This window comes from Martinezella lusitana, assembly GCF_010668395.1.
Lineage (GTDB): Bacteria > Pseudomonadota > Alphaproteobacteria > Rhizobiales > Rhizobiaceae > Rhizobium > Rhizobium lusitanum_A.
Genome location: NZ_WUEY01000005.1, coordinates 82,436 through 105,024 on the forward strand (window position 1 = coordinate 82,436; position 22,589 = coordinate 105,024).

Annotated in this window: 19 protein-coding genes; 2 read left to right on the top strand and 17 right to left on the bottom strand. The window is 62.5% G+C overall.

Annotated features, from left to right (window positions below; all coding sequences use genetic code 11):
* Position 1 precedes the first annotated feature (1 nt).
* The 9 genes from atpD to GR212_RS13230 form a co-directional block, all read right to left on the bottom strand.
* Complete coding sequence (atpD, locus tag GR212_RS13190; protein ID WP_163987025.1) at positions 2–1,432, bottom strand: F0F1 ATP synthase subunit beta; 1,431 nt, start codon at positions 1,430–1,432, stop codon at positions 2–4.
* Positions 1,433–1,455: 23 nt separating this feature from the next.
* Positions 1,456–2,340 (bottom strand): F0F1 ATP synthase subunit gamma, encoded by an 885-nt coding sequence (locus tag GR212_RS13195; protein ID WP_163987026.1) that lies wholly within the window; start codon positions 2,338–2,340, stop codon positions 1,456–1,458.
* Positions 2,341–2,368: 28 nt separating this feature from the next.
* Positions 2,369–3,898, bottom strand: coding sequence for a F0F1 ATP synthase subunit alpha (atpA, locus tag GR212_RS13200; RefSeq protein ID WP_163987027.1), 1,530 nt, complete (start codon positions 3,896–3,898; stop codon positions 2,369–2,371).
* Positions 3,898–4,464: a F0F1 ATP synthase subunit delta gene (locus tag GR212_RS13205; protein WP_163987028.1), complete on the bottom strand. Its 567-nt coding sequence runs from the start codon at positions 4,462–4,464 to the stop codon at positions 3,898–3,900. Before GR212_RS13205 ends, atpA begins: the two co-directional genes overlap by 1 nt.
* Positions 4,465–4,726: 262 nt before the next feature.
* The gene (locus GR212_RS13210) at positions 4,727–5,110 is read right to left on the bottom strand and encodes a DUF4345 domain-containing protein (RefSeq protein WP_163987029.1); all 384 of its coding nucleotides are present in this window, start codon (positions 5,108–5,110) and stop codon (positions 4,727–4,729) included.
* Positions 5,111–5,220: 110 nt separating this feature from the next.
* Positions 5,221–7,452: a primosomal protein N' gene (locus GR212_RS13215; protein ID WP_163987030.1), complete on the bottom strand. Its 2,232-nt coding sequence runs from the start codon at positions 7,450–7,452 to the stop codon at positions 5,221–5,223.
* Positions 7,453–8,108: 656 nt separating this feature from the next.
* Positions 8,109–8,816, bottom strand: coding sequence for a uridylate kinase (locus tag GR212_RS13220; RefSeq protein WP_163987031.1), 708 nt, complete (start codon positions 8,814–8,816; stop codon positions 8,109–8,111).
* 59 nt (positions 8,817–8,875) lie between these two features.
* Positions 8,876–10,012: an AAA family ATPase gene (locus GR212_RS13225; protein ID WP_163987032.1), complete on the bottom strand. Its 1,137-nt coding sequence runs from the start codon at positions 10,010–10,012 to the stop codon at positions 8,876–8,878.
* A 26-nt stretch (positions 10,013–10,038) separates the two neighbouring features.
* Positions 10,039–10,983 carry a GNAT family N-acetyltransferase gene (locus tag GR212_RS13230; protein WP_163987033.1) on the bottom strand — a complete coding sequence of 315 codons (945 nt, stop codon included), beginning with the start codon at positions 10,981–10,983 and terminating at the stop codon, positions 10,039–10,041.
* Positions 10,984–11,229: 246 nt separating this feature from the next.
* Here GR212_RS13230 and GR212_RS13235 point away from each other — a divergent pair, with 246 nt between their 5' ends.
* Positions 11,230–12,165, top strand: coding sequence for a tyrosine recombinase XerC (locus tag GR212_RS13235; RefSeq protein ID WP_163987358.1), 936 nt, complete (start codon positions 11,230–11,232; stop codon positions 12,163–12,165).
* Between the two features lie 130 nt (positions 12,166–12,295).
* Positions 12,296–13,387 carry a TraB/GumN family protein gene (locus GR212_RS13240; protein WP_163987034.1) on the top strand — a complete coding sequence of 364 codons (1,092 nt, stop codon included), beginning with the start codon at positions 12,296–12,298 and terminating at the stop codon, positions 13,385–13,387.
* On the opposite strand, the gene GR212_RS13245 is transcribed toward GR212_RS13240, so the two are convergent.
* The 8 genes from GR212_RS13245 to odhB form a co-directional block, all read right to left on the bottom strand.
* Positions 13,365–13,877, bottom strand: a complete 513-nt coding sequence (locus GR212_RS13245) for a DUF2867 domain-containing protein (RefSeq protein ID WP_163987035.1) — start codon at positions 13,875–13,877, stop codon at positions 13,365–13,367. The genes GR212_RS13240 and GR212_RS13245 overlap by 23 nt on opposite strands.
* Before the next feature lie 202 nt (positions 13,878–14,079).
* The gene (locus tag GR212_RS13250; RefSeq protein WP_163987036.1) at positions 14,080–16,941 is read right to left on the bottom strand and encodes a M16 family metallopeptidase; all 2,862 of its coding nucleotides are present in this window, start codon (positions 16,939–16,941) and stop codon (positions 14,080–14,082) included.
* Positions 16,942–17,055: 114 nt separating this feature from the next.
* Positions 17,056–18,462 carry a dihydrolipoyl dehydrogenase gene (gene lpdA / locus GR212_RS13255; protein WP_163987037.1) on the bottom strand — a complete coding sequence of 469 codons (1,407 nt, stop codon included), beginning with the start codon at positions 18,460–18,462 and terminating at the stop codon, positions 17,056–17,058.
* 27 nt (positions 18,463–18,489) lie between these two features.
* The gene (locus GR212_RS13260; RefSeq protein WP_163987038.1) at positions 18,490–19,128 is read right to left on the bottom strand and encodes a LysE family translocator; all 639 of its coding nucleotides are present in this window, start codon (positions 19,126–19,128) and stop codon (positions 18,490–18,492) included.
* 18 nt (positions 19,129–19,146) lie between these two features.
* A complete protein-coding gene (locus GR212_RS13265) occupies positions 19,147–19,902 on the bottom strand; it encodes an SDR family oxidoreductase (RefSeq protein WP_163987039.1) in 756 nt (251 codons plus the stop codon).
* Positions 19,899–20,420: a hypothetical protein gene (locus GR212_RS13270; protein ID WP_432444364.1), complete on the bottom strand. Its 522-nt coding sequence runs from the start codon at positions 20,418–20,420 to the stop codon at positions 19,899–19,901. The genes GR212_RS13265 and GR212_RS13270 overlap by 4 nt, the downstream gene beginning before the upstream one ends.
* Positions 20,421–20,422: 2 nt before the next feature.
* Positions 20,423–21,172 (bottom strand): DUF4241 domain-containing protein, encoded by a 750-nt coding sequence (locus tag GR212_RS13275; RefSeq protein ID WP_163987040.1) that lies wholly within the window; start codon positions 21,170–21,172, stop codon positions 20,423–20,425.
* A gap of 14 nt (positions 21,173–21,186) precedes the next feature.
* Positions 21,187–22,413, bottom strand: a complete 1,227-nt coding sequence (odhB, locus tag GR212_RS13280) for a 2-oxoglutarate dehydrogenase complex dihydrolipoyllysine-residue succinyltransferase (protein WP_163987041.1) — start codon at positions 22,411–22,413, stop codon at positions 21,187–21,189.
* Positions 22,414–22,589: the final 176 nt, after the last annotated feature.

The window sequence follows — 22,589 nt, forward strand, 5'->3', positions numbered from 1 at the left end:
ATTAGGCAGCCAGCTTCTTGGCCTTTTCGATCGCTTCTTCGATCGAGCCGACCATGTAGAATGCAGCTTCCGGCAGATGATCGTATTCGCCGTTGACGAGGCCCTTGAAGCCCTTGATCGTGTCTTCGAGCGCAACGAGCTTGCCCGGCGAGCCGGTGAAGACTTCGGCGACGAAGAACGGCTGCGACAGGAAGCGCTCGATCTTGCGGGCGCGGGCAACAGCCAGCTTGTCGTCTTCGGAGAGTTCGTCCATGCCCAGGATGGCGATGATGTCCTGCAGGGCCTTGTAGCGCTGCAGCGTCGACTGAACCTTACGGGCGATTTCGTAGTGCTCTTCGCCGACGACCATCGGGTCGAGCATGCGCGAGGTGGAGTCGAGCGGATCGACGGCCGGGTAGATGCCCTTTTCAGCGATCGAGCGCGACAGAACCGTCGTTGCGTCCAGGTGGGCGAACGAGGTTGCCGGTGCCGGGTCGGTCAAGTCGTCGGCCGGAACGTAAATGGCCTGAACCGAGGTGATCGAGCCCGTCGTCGTCGTGGTGATGCGTTCCTGCATCTGGCCCATGTCGGTGGCGAGCGTCGGCTGATAACCCACGGCCGAAGGAATACGGCCGAGCAGAGCCGACACTTCCGAACCTGCCTGCGTGAAGCGGAAGATGTTGTCGACGAAGAACAGAACGTCCTGGCCTTCATCGCGGAAGTTTTCGGCAACCGTCAGACCGGTCAGAGCGACGCGAGCGCGGGCGCCCGGCGGTTCGTTCATCTGGCCGTAAACCAGCGCAGCCTTGGAGCCTTCGCCGCCGCCGTGCTTGTTGACGCCCGATTCGATCATTTCGTGGTAAAGGTCGTTGCCTTCGCGGGTACGTTCACCCACGCCTGCGAAGACCGAGTAACCACCGTGCGCCTTGGCGACGTTGTTGATCAGTTCCATGATGAGAACGGTCTTGCCAACGCCGGCGCCGCCGAACAGGCCGATCTTGCCGCCCTTTGCGTAAGGAGCGAGCAGGTCGACGACCTTGATGCCGGTGACGAGGATCTGCGCTTCCGTGGACTGCTCGACGTAGGACGGAGCATCCTGGTGGATGGCGCGCTTCTTGGCAGTGTTCAGCGGACCCGCTTCGTCGACCGGCTCGCCGATGACGTTCATGATGCGGCCCAGCGTCTCATGTCCGACCGGAACCGAGATCGGTGCGCCGGTGTCGCTGACCTTTTGTCCACGAACCAGACCTTCGGTCGAGTCCATGGCGATCGTGCGGACGGAATTTTCGCCGAGGTGCTGTGCGACTTCGAGAACCAGACGATTGCCGTTGTTGTCGGTTTCAAGCGCATTCAGGATCGCCGGGAGTTCGCCTTCGAAAGCAACGTCCACAACGGCGCCGATAACCTGCGTAACCTTACCGACAGAACCTGCGGGGGTAGCTGCGTCAGCCATATTCTTACCCTCTTTTCCTAACCTCAGAGCGCTTCCGCGCCCGAAATGATTTCAATCAATTCCTTGGTGATCTGTGCCTGGCGCTGGCGGTTGTAGCTCAGCGTCAGCTTGTTGATCATCTCACCAGCGTTGCGCGTCGCATTGTCCATCGCGCTCATCTTGGCGCCCATCTCGCCGGCGACGTTTTCGAGCAACGCGCGGAAGATCTGGACGGAGATGTTGCGCGGGATCAGGTCCGCGAGGATCGCAGCCGCATCCGGCTCGTATTCGTAGACGGCGCCCTTGTGGGCCGCATCTTCTTCGACAGCGGCCGGAGCCGAAGCCGGAATGAGCTGCTGTGCCGTCGGCACCTGGCTGATCACCGACTTGAATTCGGAGTAGAACAGCGTGCAGACGTCGAACTCGCCGGCCTCGAACATATCGATGATGCGCTTGCCGATGGCGTCGGCATTGTCGAAGCCGATGCGCTTGACGTCGCGCAGTTCCTTGCGCTCGACGATCAGCGATGCGTATTCACGGCGCAGCACGTCATAGCCCTTCTTGCCGACGGTGAAGATCTTCACCGTCTTGCCTTCGGCCTGAAGCTTGCGGACGTGATCGCGGGCGAAACGCGAAATCTGCGAGTTGAAACCGCCGCAAAGGCCACGCTCGGCCGTGCAGACGACGAGCAGATGGACATCGCTCTTGCCGGTTCCGGTCATCAGCAGCGGAGCGCCGTCGGCATCGCTGACGGCAGCCGAGATGTTGGCCAGAACAGCGGCCATGCGCTGCGAATAAGGCCGGGCGGCCTCGGCCGCCTCCTGCGCACGCCGAAGCTTCGCCGCGGCGACCATTTTCATCGCCTTGGTGATCTTCTGCGTCGCCTTGACGGAGGCGATCCGGTTTTTCAGATCCTTGAGTGAAGGCATCCTTGGTCCGTCCTAGAGCTTAGCCCGATTACGTGAAAGACTTGACGAAGCTGTCGAGAGCAGCGGTGAGCTTGCCCTTCGTCGCATCGCTGATAGCCTTTTCGGTGCGGATGGTGTCGAGGATTTCCTTGCCTTCCGAACGGAGGTAGGACAGGAAGCCTTGCTCGAACTTGCCGACCTGCGCGACAGGCAGCTTGTCGAGGTAGCCGTTGACGCCGGCGAAGATGACCGCGACCTGCTCTTCCGTCTTCAGCGGCGAGAACTGCGGCTGCTTCAGGAGTTCAGTCAGGCGCGAACCGCGGTTCAGCAGGCGCTGCGTTGCGGCATCGAGGTCGGAACCGAACTGGGCGAAGGCGGCCATTTCGCGATACTGGGCGAGCTCGCCCTTGATCGAACCGGCAACCTGCTTCATCGCCTTGATCTGAGCGGACGAACCGACGCGCGAAACCGACAGACCGACGTTAACGGCCGGACGGATACCCTGATAGAACAGGTCGGTTTCGAGGAAGATCTGGCCGTCGGTGATCGAGATCACGTTGGTCGGAATGAAGGCGGAAACGTCGTTGCCCTGGGTTTCGATAACAGGCAGAGCGGTCAGCGAGCCGGCGCCCTTCTCGTCGTTCATCTTGGCAGCGCGCTCGAGGAGACGCGAATGCAGATAGAAAACGTCGCCCGGGTAAGCTTCGCGGCCCGGCGGGCGGCGCAGCAGCAGCGACATCTGGCGGTAGGAAACGGCCTGCTTGGAAAGGTCGTCGTAACCGATCAGGGCATGCATGGCGTTGTCGCGGAAGTATTCGCCCATGGCGCAACCAGCGAACGGAGCCAGGAACTGCATCGGAGCCGGATCGGAGGCCGTAGCGGCAACGATGATCGAGTACTTCAGCGCACCGCGCTCTTCGAGCACCTTGACGAACTGTGCCACGGTCGAACGCTTCTGGCCGACGGCGACGTAGACGCAGTACAGCTTTTCGCTGTCCGGACCGGCATCGTGGATGGCCTTCTGGTTCAGGATCGTGTCGAGAATGATGGCGGTCTTGCCGGTCTGACGGTCACCGATGACGAGCTCGCGCTGGCCGCGGCCGACCGGGATCAGGGCGTCGATGGCCTTGAGGCCGGTCGACATCGGCTCATGAACCGACTTGCGCGGAATGATGCCCGGAGCCTTGACGTCGACGCGCGAACGGCGGGTCGCATTGATCGGGCCCTTGCCGTCGATCGGGTTGCCGAGCGCGTCGACAACGCGGCCGAGCAGTTCCGGACCGACCGGAACGTCGACGATCGCGCCGGTACGCTTGACGGTGTCGCCTTCCTTGATGTCGCGGTCGGAGCCGAAGATAACCACACCGACGTTGTCGGCTTCAAGGTTCAGCGCCATACCACGGATGCCGCCCGGGAATTCGACCATTTCGCCGGCCTGGACGTTGTCCAGACCGTAGACACGGGCGATACCGTCACCGACGGAGAGAACCTGGCCGACTTCGGAGACTTCAGCTTCCTTGCCGAAGTTTTTGATCTGATCTTTCAGAATTGCGGAAATTTCCGCGGCGCGGATATCCATCAGCCGACCTCTTTCAATGCAAGCTTAAGGGTGGAGAGTTTGGTGCGAAGGGACGTATCGATCTGGCGCGAGCCGACCTTGACGATCAGACCACCGAGAATCGACGGATCGACCGTGACTGATATCGCCACGTCCTTGCCGGTGACGCCCTTCAGCGCCGCCTTCAATTCATCTTCCTGCGCAGGGGTAAGCGCATGGGCCGAGGTTACCTCGGCGGAAATCTCGCCGCGATGCTTCGCAGCGATGATGCGGAAAGCCTTGATCATGCCCGGCAGCGCAAAAAGGCGCCGGTTGCTGGCCACAAGCTTCAGAAAATTGGTGACATAGGCACCAAAGCCAGCCTTCGCTGCCAGCGCCTCTATGGCACGGACCTGCTCTTCAGCCGAAAAGACCGGACTGAGGACGAAGCGCTTCAGATCTTCGCTTTCGTCGAACATGGCTTGGAACCGATCGAGATCGGCGGTCACTGCCGGCACGGCGCTTTCTTCAAGAGCCAATTCGAACAGCGACGAGGCATATCGTTCTGCAACGCCAGAAACATGCTGGGATGTGTCTGCCACGGGCACAAAATTCCCTGATTTCAACCCAAGAACCGGGCTTCCGGGTGACGGAAGCCATATGCCCTTGAATTCGTTTTGATTTCCCCCAGAAATCAGCAGGAGCGCGCTCCTGCCTCATCCGAAATTCGGGGTTCGTCTAACATAGGATATTGAGACTCGCAACACGCGTATTCGACGAATACGCCATTCGGGCGAATTTATGATGTCAAAATTCAAAAAGCATGGGGATAGCACAGGCAAAAAAGGCCTGGCCGAAGCTGTTTTCGGCTCAAATATAGCCGAGCCCGTAGAGAAACGGTAGCGCAGCCAGAATCGCCTGTACAACCAGAAGGAGAAGACTCAACGCTATACTGCCACGATCGGACATGAGCGACAGGATGCGGCCGAAAGCCGCGACGCCGAAGGACGCGCCGAGCGCGAGATAGATCATCGGCTGCGCCAGCAGGATCGACACCAGCCCGAAACCGACCATGAAGCCGCCGGCCGAACGAGCCTCGGCATAGGCTTCGGAACGTCCCTCTTTCACCTGCAGCCTGAGGAAGCGATAGGCGTAGCCCGGTGCGAACATGAGAAAGAGACCGATGATCGCGGTGACCACGGCCGAGCAATAGGCAAGCTGCTCGCCGAATTCGGTCGGAAAATAAAGCTCCATCGGTCGCCCTCAAAATCAGCCCGCGCGCAAATCGCGCCATTGAAACGGCCGACTTATGGCATGATCCGCGCCGCAAGGGGAAGGCACAGCCAAAATATCTGCCGCGTCAATCACAGAAAGCTTTGCGGATCGATATCGAGCTGCACCTGTACCGAGCCACGCTCTTTCGGCGATTGCGCCAACAGGGCGCGCAGGAAGCCCTGCATGTCGGAATTGCGCCGGCCATGCACCAGCAGACGGAAGCGATGCCGCCCGCGCACCAGCGCGATCGGCGCTTCGGCCGGGCCGAGCACCGAAATGCCCGAGACCTGCGGGGCCGCATTGCGCATGCCGCGAGCGTGGGCCTCCGCGTCCTGCCGGGTATCGGCCGAGACGATGATCGAGGCGAGCCGGCCGAAGGGCGGCAGGATGGCCCTTTCACGCTCGGAAATCTCGCGCTCGTAAAAGGCACCGGCATCGCCTGAGACGATCGCCTGCATCACGGGATGCTGCGGCTGGTAGGTCTGCAGCAATCCATGGCTCTTGAGGCCGGTTCGCCCGGCACGTCCCGTCACCTGCGACAGCAGCTGAAACGTCCGCTCGGCGGCGCGCGGGTCGCCATTCGCCAGGCCGAGATCGGCATCGACGATACCGACCAGCGTCATCAGCGGAAAATTGTGTCCCTTGGCGACGAGCTGCGTGCCGATGACGATGTCAGCCTCGCCGTTGGCGATCGCGTCGAGCTCCAGCCTCAGCCGCTTGACGCCACCCATGATGTCGGAGGAGAGCACGATCGTGCGCGCCTCGGGGAAATGCCGCTCCACCTCCTCGGCGATGCGCTCGACGCCCGGCCCGCAGGCGACGAGATGATCGAGCGTGCCGCATTCGGGGCAGGCCTCGGGGGTACGCTCGGCATAGCCGCATTGATGGCACTGGATCTGGCCGCGAAAGCGGTGCTCCACCAGCCAGCTCGAGCATTGCGGGCACTGGAACCGGTGGCCGCAGACCCGGCAGAGCGTCAACGGCGCGTAACCGCGCCTGTTGAGGAACAGCAGCGCCTGCTCGCCCTTGGCAACCGTCTTGCCGATCGCGCGGATCATGACCGGCGAAAGAAAGCCGCCACGCTCCGGCGCGTGTCTGCGCATGTCGATCAGATGTAGGTCCGGAAGCGCCGCATCGCCGTAGCGCGTCGGCAGGTGGATCGTGGTGTAGCGCCCGCTCTGGCCGTTGACCTGGCTCTCGACCGACGGCGTGGCCGAAACGAGTACGACCGGGAAATCGCCGATGCGCCCGCGCACCACGGCCATGTCGCGCGCATTGTAGTAGACGCGATCCTCCTGCTTGTAGGCGGGATCGTGTTCTTCGTCGACGATGATCAGGCCGAGATCCTCGAAGGGCAGGAACAGCGCCGAGCGCGCACCGGCCACGACCCGCACGTCGCCCGTCACGGCCTGCCGCCAGACCTTTTCACGCATGCGCGGCGCAAGATCGGAATGCCATTCCGCCGGCTTGGCACCGAAGCGATCCTGAAAACGTTCGAGGAAGCTTGCCGTCAGCGCGATTTCCGGCAGCAGGATCAGCACCTGCTTGCCGCGTCTCAGCGTTTCGGCGATAGCCTCGAAATAGACCTCCGTCTTGCCGGAGCCGGTGACGCCGTCGATCAGCGACACCGCGAATTCGCCCTTGCGCACGTCGGCCAGGATCTCGTCGGCCGCATCCTTCTGCGGCCCCTGCAGCCGCGAGGGGATGAATTCGGGATCGGGCCTGGCGACGACGGGCGGGGGCGGCAGAAAGATGGTCTCGAAAATGCCCTGCGCGATCAGCCCGTCAATGACGCTGGTGGAAACGCCGGCCGCATGCGCGAGCCCGGTGCGCGTCCACGACAATCCGTCAGCGGCAATCTCCATCACCTTGGCGCGGGCCGGCGTCAACCGCTCCGGCTGGCCGCCGACGAAGCGCAGGCCCTCGACCATCGGTTCAGGATCGAAGGCGGCCGGCGCCCTGAGCGCCATGCGCGCCACCAGCCCGGGCGGCGACAGCGTGTAAGTGGCGACCCAATCGATGAAATCGCGCATATGCTTGCCGAGCGGCGGGCAGTCGAACACATGGCTGATGGGCCGAAGCTTCTTCGGGTCGACCCCGCCGTCGTCATCGCCGTCCCAGACGACGCCGATGACCTGCCTTGGCCCGAGCGGCACCTGCACGACCGAGCCCGGCTCCACCGCCATGCCCTCCGGCACGGCATAGGAATAGGCCCTCGGCGCCGGCATCGGCACGAGAACGGGAACCGTACGGCTCATCACAGGCTTTGCGGGCGCCGCCTCGAAAAGCGCACCGAACAGATCGGAAGAATCTCTACTCATTGCGCCAGACCATGCCCCGGACGGGCACAAAAGAAAACCGGCTTTTGGCGCAGCATTGCCCTGCCTGCAAATCAAAATCTACCGATAACGTGTGAACAGCGCACCGCGCGCCATGAACTTAGCCGTTTGAAAATCTCTCGCTTACCAAGTGAAACGAGGCCCGAAAGAACCATAGGAACCCGGTGCCGACCCGCTTGGATCCAGCTGATTATCGCGTTGGACCCTGTCTTCCCACCGCCGGCGGTCGGCTGCTTTCTCCTTGGCGGATTCTGTGGATTTGCTGGCGGTTGTCGAACGCGATTGATCGCCAGCTCCGCCAACCGTCGAGCAGGACACAAAGAAGATAGCAGGAAAAACAATCAGTGTGCCTAAGGCAGCTGCTCTCGTGAGCCCGTAGTAGATCGGCTGCATCGATATCCCCAACGTTCCCTGGCCCTTTGCAATAAACAAAGATTATTCGATTTTGCATCGAGTGGAAACCTGAGGCTGTTCGGATTTCCGCGTGATGGACAGCAACCAATGTACCAGCCCCACACGGCCCACGCCGCCGGCATTGGGAGGAGAACATGCTGTTCATTGCGGGTTTTGCGGGCGCCGCCTCAAAAAACGCACCGAGCAGATTGGAAGAGCTCATCTGCTACAAAACTTCAGTAATGCTAGAGATTGTTTTGCACCGCAGACAACCTCCCACCCTCGCGAATGCGAAGCGCCGGCCGATCGAAATCGTCATTGTTGAAAATCGCATCGGCGGCGAGCGCGGGCGCGGACAGGCTTTCATAGAGAGCAAAAGCGGGGCGATATCGATCGGCATAGAGCTGGCGGGTCGCATCCGTTCCGCCCAGAAGCTGGGTGTCGCGCGCAATGCCGCGCTGCTCGGAGACATGTTCCGCGGTTTCGACGAAGATCGTGAGGTCCCAGCCCTCACGCAACTCCGGTCGCTGCAGAAAGGTGCCGTCAATAATGAGGATCGCGTCATCGGGCGCGAATTGCGGGTGCTGTGCGATCGGCACGTCATTGTGCAGATCGAAGGATGCCGTGCGATACCATTGATCGCCGCCCGGCCCCAAAGGCTTCAGAAGCAGCGCGTTGATCGCGGATAAATCGCGCGCATCGTGGTAATAACCCTCGGCCGAGTGCCGCCCGCGCGCATAGCGCTCCACCTTGGGCCGATGGAAGCCATCGATCGAGGTGCGGATGATCTCTCGCCCGCTGGCCTTGAGGCATTCGGCCAGTTCGTTCGCCAGCGTGGTCTTGCCCGACGCCGTGCGGCCGTCGATCGCAATGCGGATCGGCCGCTCCGAGCCGAGGTTCGCAATCATAACAGCCAGCTCGTTCAGCAAAGCGGCCCTGCTTGAAGAGGTCATGTCAAAACGTCCATTTGGAATGCTTCCATGCCGTAAAAAGAGAGAACGCACCACGGCTGCTATTCATCGTCATCGTCGATTTCGCCGGTCAGCCGCATGCCGTCGATCCAGGTGGAGCCATCCTCACGGATCACGCGGCGCGGTCGCGCGCCGCAGCGCTCGCGCACGGCCTCGGCCAAACGTTCGGAATGGGTGACGATCCAGATCTGGCTGGTCTTTGCCGCCTCAGCGATCATATCGGCAAGCGGCGGCAGCATGTCGGGATGCAGGCTTGCCTCCGGCTCGTTGAGCGCGATCAGCGGCGGCAGGCGATAGGACATCAGCGCCGCTGCAAGCCCGAGGAAGCGGATCTGGCCATCGGACAGCTCGCGCGGCTGGAAGACGCGGTTGGGAAATTCCGGCAGCATCAGGCCGAAATCCGCCGTTTCCCGCGGTTCCGGCACGACAAGGCACGCTCCGCCAAGTGCGGCCGCAACAACCCGGTCAAGCTCGACGGTATCTTCGCGCGTGTGGACGAGCGTGGCGAAGACGGCGGCGATATTGGCGCCGTCCTCATCGAGCATGGGCGCGGTGACCGCAAGACATGGCGCACGCAGCGGCGAACCGCGATCGGTGCGGAAACCATGATAGAACCGCCAGGCATCGACGGCGCGGCGGAAGGTGCCGACCTCGGGAAAATATCCGGCATCGCCGAGCAGCGCGATCGCGGTCTCCGAGGTCAAGGCCTGCTCGCGGTGCTGCTCCATGCGGCCGGTCTCTCCGCGTACGGAAATGCCGGGACCTTCGCGCTTCATCATCGTCACCGGCCGCCGCCCGGTCTCGAGCGACAGTTCCTCGGCCTTGACCTGCGGCTCCAGCGGAAATCCGGCGGATGCGCAGGGCGGACGCATGCCCGCTTCGATCCAGTAACGGAAGGTCGCCGCTCTTTCCGGATCGAGCAGCTCGACGTCGAAGCGGATGCGGGCGGAATCATGCGACCGCCGCTTGCCCGACCACATGGCCGAGAACATGCCGCCCTCGCTGGAAATCTCATGCGCCATCCGCCCCCGAACCGCCGCCTGCACGAGCTGCAGCGAGCGATAGAGGTTTGATTTTCCGACACCGTTCTCGCCGATGAACAGGTTGACGTCGGACAGATCCATGCGGATCGAGCGCAGGGAGCGATAGTTCCGGGCAGACATGGAGCGCAGTTGCATGCCCCGGGGTTTAACCGATTCCGATATTAAAGAGAATGCGAAACCAGGGTCTCGTCCTCTTTGGAAGGCGCAAGCGGCGAGAAGGTTGCATTGCCGTCGGCCGCAAGGTCGAGGACCGTGTGCCTCTCCAGCGCCTTCGTCACCTCGTTGACGTCGCCGTCCAGATGCTCGACGGGAATAAGGTTGCCGATGAGAAAATCGAAGCGGTCGCCACGCTTGTTTAGCAGCTCGTGAAACACCGTCATGTCGCGCAGCTCGGTCGACCATTTGGCGAACCAGTAGAACAGGCCGGAATTGCGCGCCGTCAGGTGAACGGGCAGGATCGGCAGGTTGTATTTGCGCGCCAGGCCCACGGCCGAGGTCTTCCAGGGGCGCTCGTTCAGCTTGCCATTCGCCCAGTAGGCGATGCGACCGGATGGAAAAAGCACGGTGACCTTGCCTTCGGCGACGGCTCGGTTGGTCAGCTGCAGCGTCTCGCGCGTCTTCGGCTTGCTTTTGTATTCCTCGCGCCATTCGACCGGGATAATCATCTCGGCGAAGCGTGGATTGACCCGCACGGCATCGCGATTGGCGAAGATCATCATGTCGGGCCGGCGCGACTTCAGGAGATCGAAGACGGCGACGCCATCGGCGATGCCTGTTGGATGATTGCTGACGAGAATGAAGCCGCCGGACGCCGGAATACGATCGTCATGGGTGACGCCGATGTCGAGCCGCAGCAGGTCGCTCATGTATTCGAAGCACTGAAAGCCCGAAAGCTTGGCGACGTCATCGGCGAATTCGATTGCCTTGTTGTAGCGCAGCAGCGTGTAGAGAAAGGGGCGCATGACCGGCCATAGCGGATTGCGGACGATCTTCTGCCCGCGCTCGGCAATCAGCGTATCGACGATGTGTCCCGGCTGGCCCTGGGACACCAAAGCGATCGCCTCTGCAAGCTGTCCCAGTGCAGTTATCGAACCGCGGCGTGCCATGAAGGGTCCTGAATGGTTGGGATATATTCTATCGCAATCGAATATGATCGAAGCATGACAAGCGCCTCGCACATGGCCGCCGAACCATCCGGGATCCGGGGTCGGCCCATATGCCGTTTCCTTCCAAATGCAGCCGCGCAGGCAGTACGATGGAAAACGTACCGGAAGCAGCGGGAAAGTTAGCGATTCCATAACCTTCCTTCCTCCAAAGTGGCAGAAGGAATCCGAATTTCAAGGGGTTTTCCACTGAACGAGTTGTTGATCATCGCCGACCCAAGGTTGATGGCCGAGCGCAGCCGCTGGCTCGACACGCTGGGTCACGAGCGGCGGCTTTCGGCCCATACGCTGAATGCCTATGAGCGCGACACCCGGCAGTTCCTGGCCTTCCTGACCGGCCATCTCGGCGGTCCGGCAACGATCGAGGATATCCACGCACTTCGCCCTGCCGATTTTCGCGCCTTTCTGGCCGCACGCCGAAAGGATGGCGCCGGGGCGCGCTCGCTGGGGCGCAATCTCGCCGGCCTTCGTTCACTTTTGCGCTACCTTGAGAAGAAGGGCCTGGTGAATGCCGCCGGCGCGGCCGCGGTGCGTTCACCCAAGCAGCCGAAATCGCTTCCCAAGCCGCTGTCCGACAAGCAGGCGATCACAGTCGTCAGCGACGAGGCGCAGCTGCACGAGGAACCATGGATCGCCGCGCGCGACGCGGCCGTTCTGACCCTGCTTTACGGCTGCGGCCTGCGCATCTCCGAAGCGCTGGATCTGAAACCGCAGGATTTTTCGCCGGGCGCGACCTCGCTGCGCATCACCGGCAAGGGCAACAAGACGCGGCTGGTGCCGCTGCTGGCGATCGTCGTCGAGGCGGTGGATCACTACCGCGCGACATGCCCCTACCATCTCGATGCCGACGGCCCGCTCTTTCGCGGCGCGCGCGGCGGCAAACTGCAGCCGGGCATCATCCAGCATGGCATGCAGAAGCTGCGCGGCGCATTCGGGCTGCCCGACACGGCAACGCCCCACGCGCTTCGCCACTCGTTCGCTACCCATCTGCTGGCCGGCGGCGGCGACTTGCGCACCATCCAGGAATTGCTCGGCCATGCCAGCCTATCGACCACGCAGGTCTATACCGGCGTCGATTCCTCGCGGCTGCTCGAAGTCTACGACCGCGCCCATCCACGCGCGTAAGGAAAGATTAACCTCTCGCGTTAAGGGAATCTCCGTCTCGAACGAATAGAGCAGAAGGCTGTGCCGGCATGCCTCCCGAAAGCCGCTTTCGAGCGCTAGGAGTCGTGCCCTCTGCGAACGGAAGGTTTTGATGATTTCTGCCCTTGGATCCAAGACGATGCGGTCGACGAAGCCGACGCGCGGCGATATCTTCCTTTGGCTTGCCACAGCCTTTCCGTTGATGCTGGCTATCGTGCTGCTCGTGACCCTGCTGACGCTGCAGCCGGCCCATGCCGAAGGCGGGGTGTCCGACAGCTGCGGCGGCAAGGATCTCATGGCGGAACTTCAGAAGACCGATCCGGCAAAATACGCCTCGATCATCGCCGCCGGCGACAAGGTGGAAAACGGCAAGGGCATTTTCTGGAAGATCGAGAAGCCCGGCCTGAAGCCGTCATGGCTGCTCGGCACCATGCACGTCTCGGATTCGCGCGTGCTCACCTTGCCGAAGGGTGCGGCAGACGCGGTTGCCGCGGCCGACACGATCGTCGTCGAATCCGACGAAATCCTGGACGACAAGAAGGCGGCGGCCGCCCTCTTCGCCAATCCGTCGCTGACGATGCTGACCGATGGTTCCACCATCAGCGAGCATCTGTCGCCGGAAGACAATACCCGCCTTGAGGAGGGATTGAAGGCACGCGGCCTGACGCTGGCCGCCGTCTCGCGCATGCAGCCGTGGTTGATCTCGAGCTCCTTCGAAATGACGGGCTGCGAGGTTCGCCGCAAGGCCGGCGGCGCAAAATTCCTCGATCAGAAGCTGGCGACCGATGCCGCAGCCGAGGGCAAGCAGGTCAAGGGTCTGGAAACGCTTGCCGAACAGGCCAAGGCCATGAGCGACCTGCCGATCGCGCTGCACCTGAAATCGCTGATGCAGACGCTGGAACTGGGCGACAAGATCAACGACGTCAACGAAACGATGACCGACCTCTATCTCGACGGCAATATCGGCGCGATGATCCCGATGCTGAAGGTGATCGAGCCGGACCAGACGATCACGGACGACGATACCACCGCCTTCGAGCAGCGCATCATCCTCGACCGCAACAAGATCATGGCCGAGCGCGCAGCGCCGGTTCTCGACAAGGGCAACGCCTTCATCGCCGTCGGCGCGCTTCATCTCGTCGGCGATCAGGGTCTCGTGGCGCTGCTGCGCGGTCAGGGTTTTACGGTAACGGCCGCGAACTGACCGCCCGCATGCGCTTGCCTAAATCGGCAAGCATCGTCGCGACGATCAGCCGATGGAACGGCGCGATCAGAGCGATATAGATCCGGCCAAGCAATATCTTGCGCCTGACGAGCGTGGTCGTATCCACAAGCCGTCGGCCCTGCTCGTCATTCCGCACATCGATGACGACCCGAAAATCCAGATGCCGATCGTCGAAGCCAAGCACGATCTGGCTGTCGGATTTGCTGACGACCGGAAAGAACCCGATCTTTTCCAGTCCATCCGCCTGATGGCTGCTGGAGGACCTCAGCCCGAACGGACCGGTCGCCGCGTCGCGCAATCGCAACAGGAGCCGTACCCATAGCGGAAAACGGGTGAGCATGCTCCGTGCGGCGGCACCGGCGGTAAGATCCGATGTCGGGATCTGGAGTTCGAAGCAATCCGCCCAATCGGCATCCGGCAAAGCGGGATGCGGCATATTCGGTTCCACCATCAGAGGTCTTGCAGACATCGCGTCATCCGTTGATTTGCAGTCACCGCACTCTAGCACAGGCTGCAAATCGACCCGAATCACAAACGCCGGATGCGGCAATTTGGCCGGCTGATCACGGCCACGGCAATTCCAGTAAAAGTGCTGCGCACTCTTCCATCCGGAATCGCGCAGAAGCAAAGAGATAGGGCAATTCCGCGCTTCGATGAAACGCGGAATCGCTTTAGCGAACGGCCGACCCGTTAACCGGCAATATCTTCAATCGCCAGGAGGCATCCGGCTTCAGATATGTGGTTGCGATGGTGCGGACATCCTGCGCGGTTACAGCCTCATAACCGCTGATGCTGCTGCGGATCCGCTCCAGGCGCCGGGGATCCGTCTGGGCATTGCGAAGGTTCTGAAGCCAATAGCCGTTGGTCTGTTGCGAACGCTTTACCGCTTCGACGATCGGAACCTTGGCTCGCGTCAACTCGTCGGGAGAAACGTCTCCATTGCGCAGCTCGTCGGTAATCTTGTCCACCAGCTGGAAGAAATGATCCACCTTGGCGGGGGTAGTCTCGACATAGGCATAGGCAAAGCCATAGCCGGGAATCGACCGGGAGAGATCGACATCGCCCTGAGGGCTGTACGTTGCCCCTTCCGCGAGGCGGAATTGCTCGATCAGGCGGTTCTGCAGGATGGCTCCGGCCACATTGGCCACAGCCGCTCTCGGCAGATCGGAGAGGAAATCGCCGATCGGCATGGCGACGGCGGCGCCGGCACTATCGTTTCGCCCATCGTGCAGCCGGACGACCGGTTCGGACGTTGGCGCGGGAAAATGCACGTCGGCCCCATCCGTTTTACTCTTCTCGTCGCCACGCGCCGGCAGCGCGCCAAAAGTCTGCGCGGTCATGCGGATGGCGTCATCGACTTCGACGTCGCCCGCGATGATGACTTCGATCTGTCCCGTTGCAAGAAGCGGCCGCAGGAGCGCCTCGAAATCTTCCGGCTTGGCATCGAGCAATTGCGTCCGGTCCGGAAATGTCCAGCGCGGATCATCGGAATGCAGAAGACTCGAGAAATCACGCTGGAGCACGGTGCCCGGCGTGGCCTGAAGCTGCGTAAGAGTATTCAGATAGGCTTGCTGGACCCGCTTGAAGACATCGGGACGGTAAGCCGGATCGGAGACATAGGCCGTCAGAAGCTGTAACTGCGTCTGCAGGTCTTGCGGACGTGTGGCACCTTCGAACTTGAAGTCCGAATCCTGAATGGAGAAATCGCTGCCGACAACCTTTGCCGCAAAGGCCTTCTGCATGTCGTCGTAGCTGATGGCCTTCAGGCCGGACAGCGGCAGCGCCGGCGCAGCCCATATCGGCAGCAGGCGATCGTGTGGCAGGTCCAGCCGGCCATGGCCGATATTGGCGCGCACGAGCACCTCGTCCTGCCGGTACTTGGTCGGCTTGACGGTCAAGCGGACTCCATTGGCGAAACGGACCATCGTAATGCCGAGATCATCGACCGCACGTCGTTCGACGACATCGCCCGGCTTTCCGAAATCGGTATAGGGCCATGCGACGGAGGCCGCATATTCCGGCGCCTTCACCGCTACGGCGCGGGAAGCGGCATAGACCTTTTCGACAGCCGCATCGCCGCCATCGGGCATTTGTGGAACCTGCAGCACGAGTTGCGGACCGTTGCCGGCGAAGACGCGCTGAAGAGCTTGGTTGACGTCATCCGCAGCCAGGCCTTTCATCGCGGTATCGAACAAGGCGAGGTCTTCCGCGGGCGAGGTGAAGACCAGGTTCTCGCCGGCGCTCCAGTTGAGCGTGCCGGCAATGTCCGGGCTCGTGCGCGTTGCCGCTCCGCCAGCCGCGGCCTGCAGCATCGAACGATATTCGGCGATTTCACGGTCGATCTCGCTCTGGTCGACGCCGAACAGCGCGATGCGGCGCTGCTCCTGGTCGATTGCGGCAAGCGCGGCCTGCCACTTGGCGGGATCGCTATCGGCCGCAATCATCGCGATACGGGCCGATTTGAACACATCCTGGGCGCCGGCTTGCGCGCTGACGAAGGGCGGATTGGGCTGTTGCGCCAACACCGACAGGCGCCGGTTGAGAACGGCAAGACCGATGTCCTCGACCAGCTGCGCGCGGCGCTTGGCAGCCGTATCCGGCGAGGCGTCATAGGGCCGCGTCCATACGATCTGAACGCGGGTCGCACCGCCGGGCACGACGACCGTGCCGACACGCTCTCCGTGCTTTTCAGGCGTGCCGAGGTCAGGATCCGCCGGTGCGGCGGTGGCTGCGGTCCAAGTGCCGAACCGGTTGCGGATATCGGCCTCGACGGCGGCGGCATCGATATCGCCGACGACGATCAGGGTGGCGCGATCCGGTCGATAATAGGTTCGGTAAAAGTCCCGCACCAGATCGACCGGAGCGTTGCTGATGATATCGGTCTTGCCGATGGGCGAGCGCTGCGGCACGAGCTGGCCCGGCAGCACCTGATCGAGGAAACCGATCCCGCCGCGATATTGCGGCGTGTCGCGCAGCTTCTCTTCCGAAAGAATGACGCCGCGCTCGCGGTCGAAGGCGCCCGCATCGAGCTTCAGCTCGCTGGCGGTTTCGCGCATCAGCATCAAACCAGTCGAAACGGTCTCGGGATCGGCCTCCGGCAGATCCAGCGCATAAACGGTTTCGCCATAGCTCGTGGAGGCGTTGGTATCCGCGCCGAAGGCAAGGCCGAGGCGCTGGAGGATGCGCACCATCTCGCCTTCGGGAACATGGGTCGAACCCTTGAAGGCCATGTGCTCGAGAAAATGCGCCAGGCCGCGCTGGTCATCGCGCTCCTGGAGGGAGCCGGCGCCGATGCGGAAGCGGATCGCCACCTGACCCGAGGGCGTCGCATTGTGCATGACGGCAAAGCGCATGCCGTTCGGCAGCGTACCGAAACGGATCCCCTGTTCCACCGGCAGGTCGCTGACCGCCTGCGGCCAGCCCGCGACGGGCGCTTCGGCATGCGCGGGCGCCGCAACGGTGACGAGGAGCGCGAGCGCGCTCGCAACGAAAAGTTTTACGGATGGGTGAGCGGCTGGGATTTGACGTGACATGCTTGCTTTGTTGATGAGAACGAGTCGATGATGCGATGCACGGGGGCCCCGTTCATCGCATCATCGGGCAAGCATTGCAATCCTGGCGCGGAACCCGGCGGAAACCGCCGGATCTTACATGTGGATCGGCTTGAAGAAGGTCGCGAGCGCTGCTTCCTTCACGGCTTCCGACATGGTCGGATGCGCATGGCAGGTGCGGCCGAGATCTTCCGAAGAGCCGCCGAATTCCATCAGCACGGCAATCTCGTGGATCATCTCGCCGGCGCCGAAGCCGACGATATGGCCGCCGAGAACCCGATCCGTTTCCTTGTCGGCGAGGATCTTGACGAAACCGTCCGTCGCCAGCATGGCGCGGGCGCGGCCGTTGGCGGAGAACGGGAACTTGCCGACCTTGTAGGCGATGCCCGCTGCCTTGAGCTCTTCCTCGGTCTTGCCGACGGAGGCGACTTCCGGCTGCGTATAGACGACGCTCGGGATGACGTCATAGTTCACATGGCCGGCCTGGCCGGCGAGGATTTCGGCCAGCGCCACGCCCTCGTCTTCCGCCTTGTGCGCCAGCATCGGGCCCTTCACCACGTCGCCGATGGCATAGATGCCGGCAACATTGGTCTTGAAGTGGCCGTCGATCTCGACGCGGCCGCGATTGTCGAGCGCAACGCCAGCCTCTTCGAGGCCAAGGCCTGCCGTGTAGGGCTTGCGGCCGGTCGCAACCAGCACGACGTCGGCATCGAGCACGACCTTGTCGCCGCCCTTGACCGGCTCGAAAGTAACCTTCGCGCCGTTGCCGGATTTTTCGACGCCGACCACCTTGGCGCCGAGATGGAATTCAATGCCCTGCTTGGCCAGCATGCGCTGGAACTGCTTGGAAACTTCGCCGTCCATGCCGCCGAGGATGCTGTCGAGATATTCGACGACAGTCACCTTGGCGCCGAGACGCGACCAGACCGAGCCAAGCTCGAGGCCGATGACACCACCGCCGACGACGATCAACTTGCCCGGCACCTTGTCGAGCGCAATGCCGCCGGTCGAGGAGATGATGACCTTTTCGTCGATTTCGAGCGGAACGCCCGGAATGCCGGCAACGTCGGAGCCGGTGGCGATGACGATGTTCTTGCCCTCGATCTCGGTCACCTTGCCGTCGTCGGCCGTTACGGCAACCTTGCCGGCGGCAACGATCTTGCCGGTGCCCTGGAAGGCGTCGATCTTGTTCTTCTTGAAGAGGAAGGCGACACCGTCGACGTTCGACTTCACGGTCGCATCCTTGTGCGCCATCATCTTCGGAAGATTGAGCGTCGGCGCGGCAACCTCGACGCCGAGCGCATCCATGCCGTGGCCGGCATGATGGAACATTTCGGAAGCGTGCAGCAGCGCCTTGGACGGAATGCAGCCGATGTTGAGGCAGGTGCCGCCGTAGGTCGCGCGCTTTTCGACGACCGCGACCTTCAGGCCGAGCTGCGCTGCCTTGACTGCGCAGACATAGCCGCCGGGGCCGGTTCCGATAATGATCACATCGTAGGACATGTTTGCTTTCCTTGTTCTATGTATTTGTTAGTCAGTCGCCCGTGCCAAGGCGAGGCGGATGCCGAAGCCGACGAGCGCCGCTCCGGTGATGCGGTTGAACCATTTGCCGCCGGCGATGAAGCGATCGCGGACCGGCTTGACGGTGAAGAAGGTGGAGACGCCGGCAAACCAGGCGACGAGCGCCGTTGCCATGCCGATGCCGTAGCTGAACTGGATGAGCGCCGGCGTGTCGTGATGGACCAGCGTCGAAAACAGCGACAGGAAGAACAGCACCGGCTTCGGGTTGAGCGCATTGGTGACGAAGCCCGTCGCAAGGCAGCGCCAGACGGAAACCGGCTTGCGGTCTTCCTCGGTGATCTCGACATCCTTCACCTTGAAGCCCGGCTCGCGGAAGGACTTGATGCCCAGGTAGACGAGATAGAGGACGCCCGCCCACTTGATCATGCTGAACAGCATCAGCGACTGCGACACGATGAGCCCCAGGCCGAGAATGGTGTAGCTGATGTGGAACAGCAGCGAGAAGCCCATGCCGAGCCCGGTCATCATGGCGGCGCGGCGGCCATGTACGATGCTCTGGCGCAGGATCACGGCAAAGTCCGCGCCGGGAACGACGATGAAGATCGAGAACACCGCCATCAGGCCGAGGAATTCGAGAATATACTGCATGTCACTTGTCCATTCTGATCAGCGGCCGCCGCTCACGTCGAGCAGAGCACCCGTAATATAGGATGCGTGAGGACTGAGGAGGTAGAGGATGGCGTCGGCAACCTCGTCGGACGTTCCGGCACGCTTCATCGGCAATTGCGGCGCGATGTCGCGCGCCCGATCCGGCAGGCCGGCGGCGGCATGGATATCCGTATCGATGATGCCGGGCCGGACCGCGTTGACGCGGATGCCTTCCGACGCTACCTCACGCGCAAGGCCGACCGTGAACGTATCGATCGCTCCCTTGGAGGCGGCATAGTCGACATACTGGCCGCCGCCGCCGAGCGTTGCGGCCATGGAGGAGACGTTGACGATCACCCCGCCCTTGCCCCCGTGGCGGGTCGACATGCGGCGCACGGCCTCGGCCGCGACCAGCATCGAGCCGGTGACGTTGATGCGGAACATGCGGTCGAGCCGTTCCGGCGTCATCTCGTCCAGGCGCTGGATGACATCGACGATGCCGGCATTGTTGACGAGGCCGTCGATCCGGCCGAAATACGCGTCGACCTTGGCGAAGACGGATTTGATATCCTCGGGCTTGCCGATATCGCCGGCAACCGCGATCGCCTCGCCGCCGGCGTCGCGGATCGTCCCCACCACGGCCTCGGCCGCATCCTTGTTGGACGCGTAGTTCACCGCCACGGCCCAGCCATGCTGGGCGGCGGCCAAGCACACCGCGGCACCGATGCCGCGGCTACCACCGGTTACGAGAAGAACAGCAGCACTCTCGGTCATTGGTAGCATCCTTTCAGACTGAGGACATCCCAAGGTGCGACGGTCGCCTTTCCCTCGCCCCAGAGAGACGACTTCTGGATCGAAGGTCCAAGCGCCGGCAGGAAAAGCCGGTCCGCCGCGTTCTCGCCTTCCGCTGGCAGTGCGCGGATATGGCCCGTCAGATCGGAGGCATAGACCATGCCCTGCCAGACGGTGCAGGCTCTAAGATCGGCCCCGGTTACGTCGCCTTCGGGGCATTCGAACATGATGCGGCCATCGGCGCGCAATTGGTCGTCGCTGCGCATGACGACGCCATCGGCAACGACGGCGGTGTTGCGCACCGCAAGCTTGAACCTGTTGCTGACCGCCGACTCCGATCCCATCGGCTCGAACCGCAGCTCGTAGGCATTGTCCATATCGACGTAGACGGCCTTTTCCTGCATGCATTCGTCAGCATAGGCAGATACCGGATTGATCGCGAAGGCCAGCATCATCCAATGCGTCGAGGCCAGTCGTGCCATCGTGCTTTCAGCCAGCATGGTCACTCCCCTCCCGGCTCGCGCCGGCCATCGGCATTTTCGGTCACGCCGAAATCCGTGAACAGAACCAGCGGCCTGCCGTCGGCATCAAGGCCCCAGAAAACCGGATAGAAACCGTCGCCCCAGCCGCTCCAGAAAACGGCGACATTGCCACGCTTGCCCGGTATCGGCCGATGCATGGCGTATCTGTCGTCGTTCACTCCGAGTTCGGAGGCCAGGACGTCGTCATAGTAATTGATATCGGGCGACGCCTTCTCTGCCCGAACCTGCGTTTCGCGCTCCTGGATCAGAGCATAGGTCTCGGCATCCATATAGCAGCCGAGACCGGCATCGACCGGATAGCCGAAGAATTCGTCGCCCTTCAGCGAACCGATATCCTGGCCCGGGATCAGCGCCAGTTCCCAGCGCACCGGCCTGCCCTCGGCAAAGCGCATGCCGGCAGCGGCGATGCGGCCGAAGGCTTCGTAGAGCGTGACGGGATAGTCGCCGGGAGGAACCGTCCGGACAAACGCCGCGCGATCGGGCCCGACGAGCGGATCGCTGGCGACGACGCGCCCGGAGGTCAACTCCACCTTGCCGACATGGAGAGCCTTGATCGAGCGGGCGGCGAGATCGGCGTCGCTGAGCGACGCCAGATCGAAGTTGCTGCTGAGCCTGGAAATGTCGAGCTCACCCGCGCCGGCGGACGATGGTATCCATGCGGCGACAGCGCACAACAATCCGTGCAGCGTCCGCATGGGCCATGTCGACATGATCCACCGCTCCCTTAGAGATCGAGAACCAGACGTTCCGGATCTTCCAGGCTTTCCTTGACGCGCACGAGGAAGGTAACCGCTTCCTTGCCGTCGACCATGCGATGGTCGTAGGAAAGCGCCAGATACATCATCGGACGGATGACGACCTGACCGCCGATGGCGACCGGACGTTCCTGGATCTTGTGCATGCCGAGAATGCCCGACTGCGGCGCGTTCAGGATCGGCGAAGACATCAGCGAACCGTAGACACCGCCGTTGGTGATGGTGAAGGTGCCGCCCTGCATGTCGGCCATCGACAGCGTTCCGTCGCGGGCAGCCTTTGCCAGACGGCCCAGCTCCTTCTCGACCTCGGCGATCGACATCTGGTCGGCATCGCGGATAACCGGAACGACGAGACCCTTGTCGGTGCCGACGGCCATGCCGATGTGGCAGTAGTTCTTGTAGATGATGTCGGTGCCGTCGATCTCGGCGTTGACAGCCGGCAGTTCCTTCAGCGCGTGGGTGACGGCCTTGGTGAAGAAGCCCATGAAGCCGAGCTTCACGCCATGCTTCTTCTCGAAGATGTCCTTGTACTTGTTGCGCAGGTCCATGACGGCCTTCATGTCCACCTCGTTGTAGGTGGTGAGCATGGCGGCGGTGTTCTGCGCATCCTTGAGGCGGCGAGCGATCGTCTGGCGCAGGCGGGTCATCTTGACACGCTCTTCGCGGCTGACGTCCTCGACGGCGGTCGGCGCGCGCGCTGCGACCGGAGCAGCCGGTGCGGCGGCAGGAGCCGAAGTGGCCTTGGCAACGGCGGCGATGACATCGCCCTTCAGCACCTGGCCGCGCTTGCCGCTGCCCTCGACCTGATCGGCGGAGAGATTGTTTTCAGCGAGCAGCTTGGCGGCGGCAGGAGCCGGCGGCATGGAAGAAGCCGGAGCGGAAACGGCGGGCGCCGCAACCGGAGCGGCAGCGGCAGGGGCCGGAGCAGCAGCCTGCGCCGGAGCGGCGGCAGCGCCGTTGCCGGCGGAGATCTGGCCGAGCAGTGCGCCGAGGCCTACGGTCTCGCCGGCCTGGGCAACGATTTCGGACAGGGTGCCGGCCGACGGTGCGGGGACTTCGATCGTCACCTTGTCGGTTTCAAGCTCGAGAAGCGGCTCATCGGCCTTGATGGCATCGCCGACCTTCTTGAACCAGGTGCCGACGGTCGCTTCGCTGACGGATTCGCCGAGGGTAGGAACGCGGATTTCAGTGGCCATTGTTCAAATCCTGATTTTCGTCATTATGAGTTAGATGGAATTCCGGCGACAGACGGCCGGGGGACGGGTGATGCGCCGTGACGCAATCGCCCGGACGACGACAGTGGCCGACCGGGCATTTGCTTGATCCTGGCGATAGGCGGCATGTTTCTGCATGGCGGCCATCTTCTCCCCCG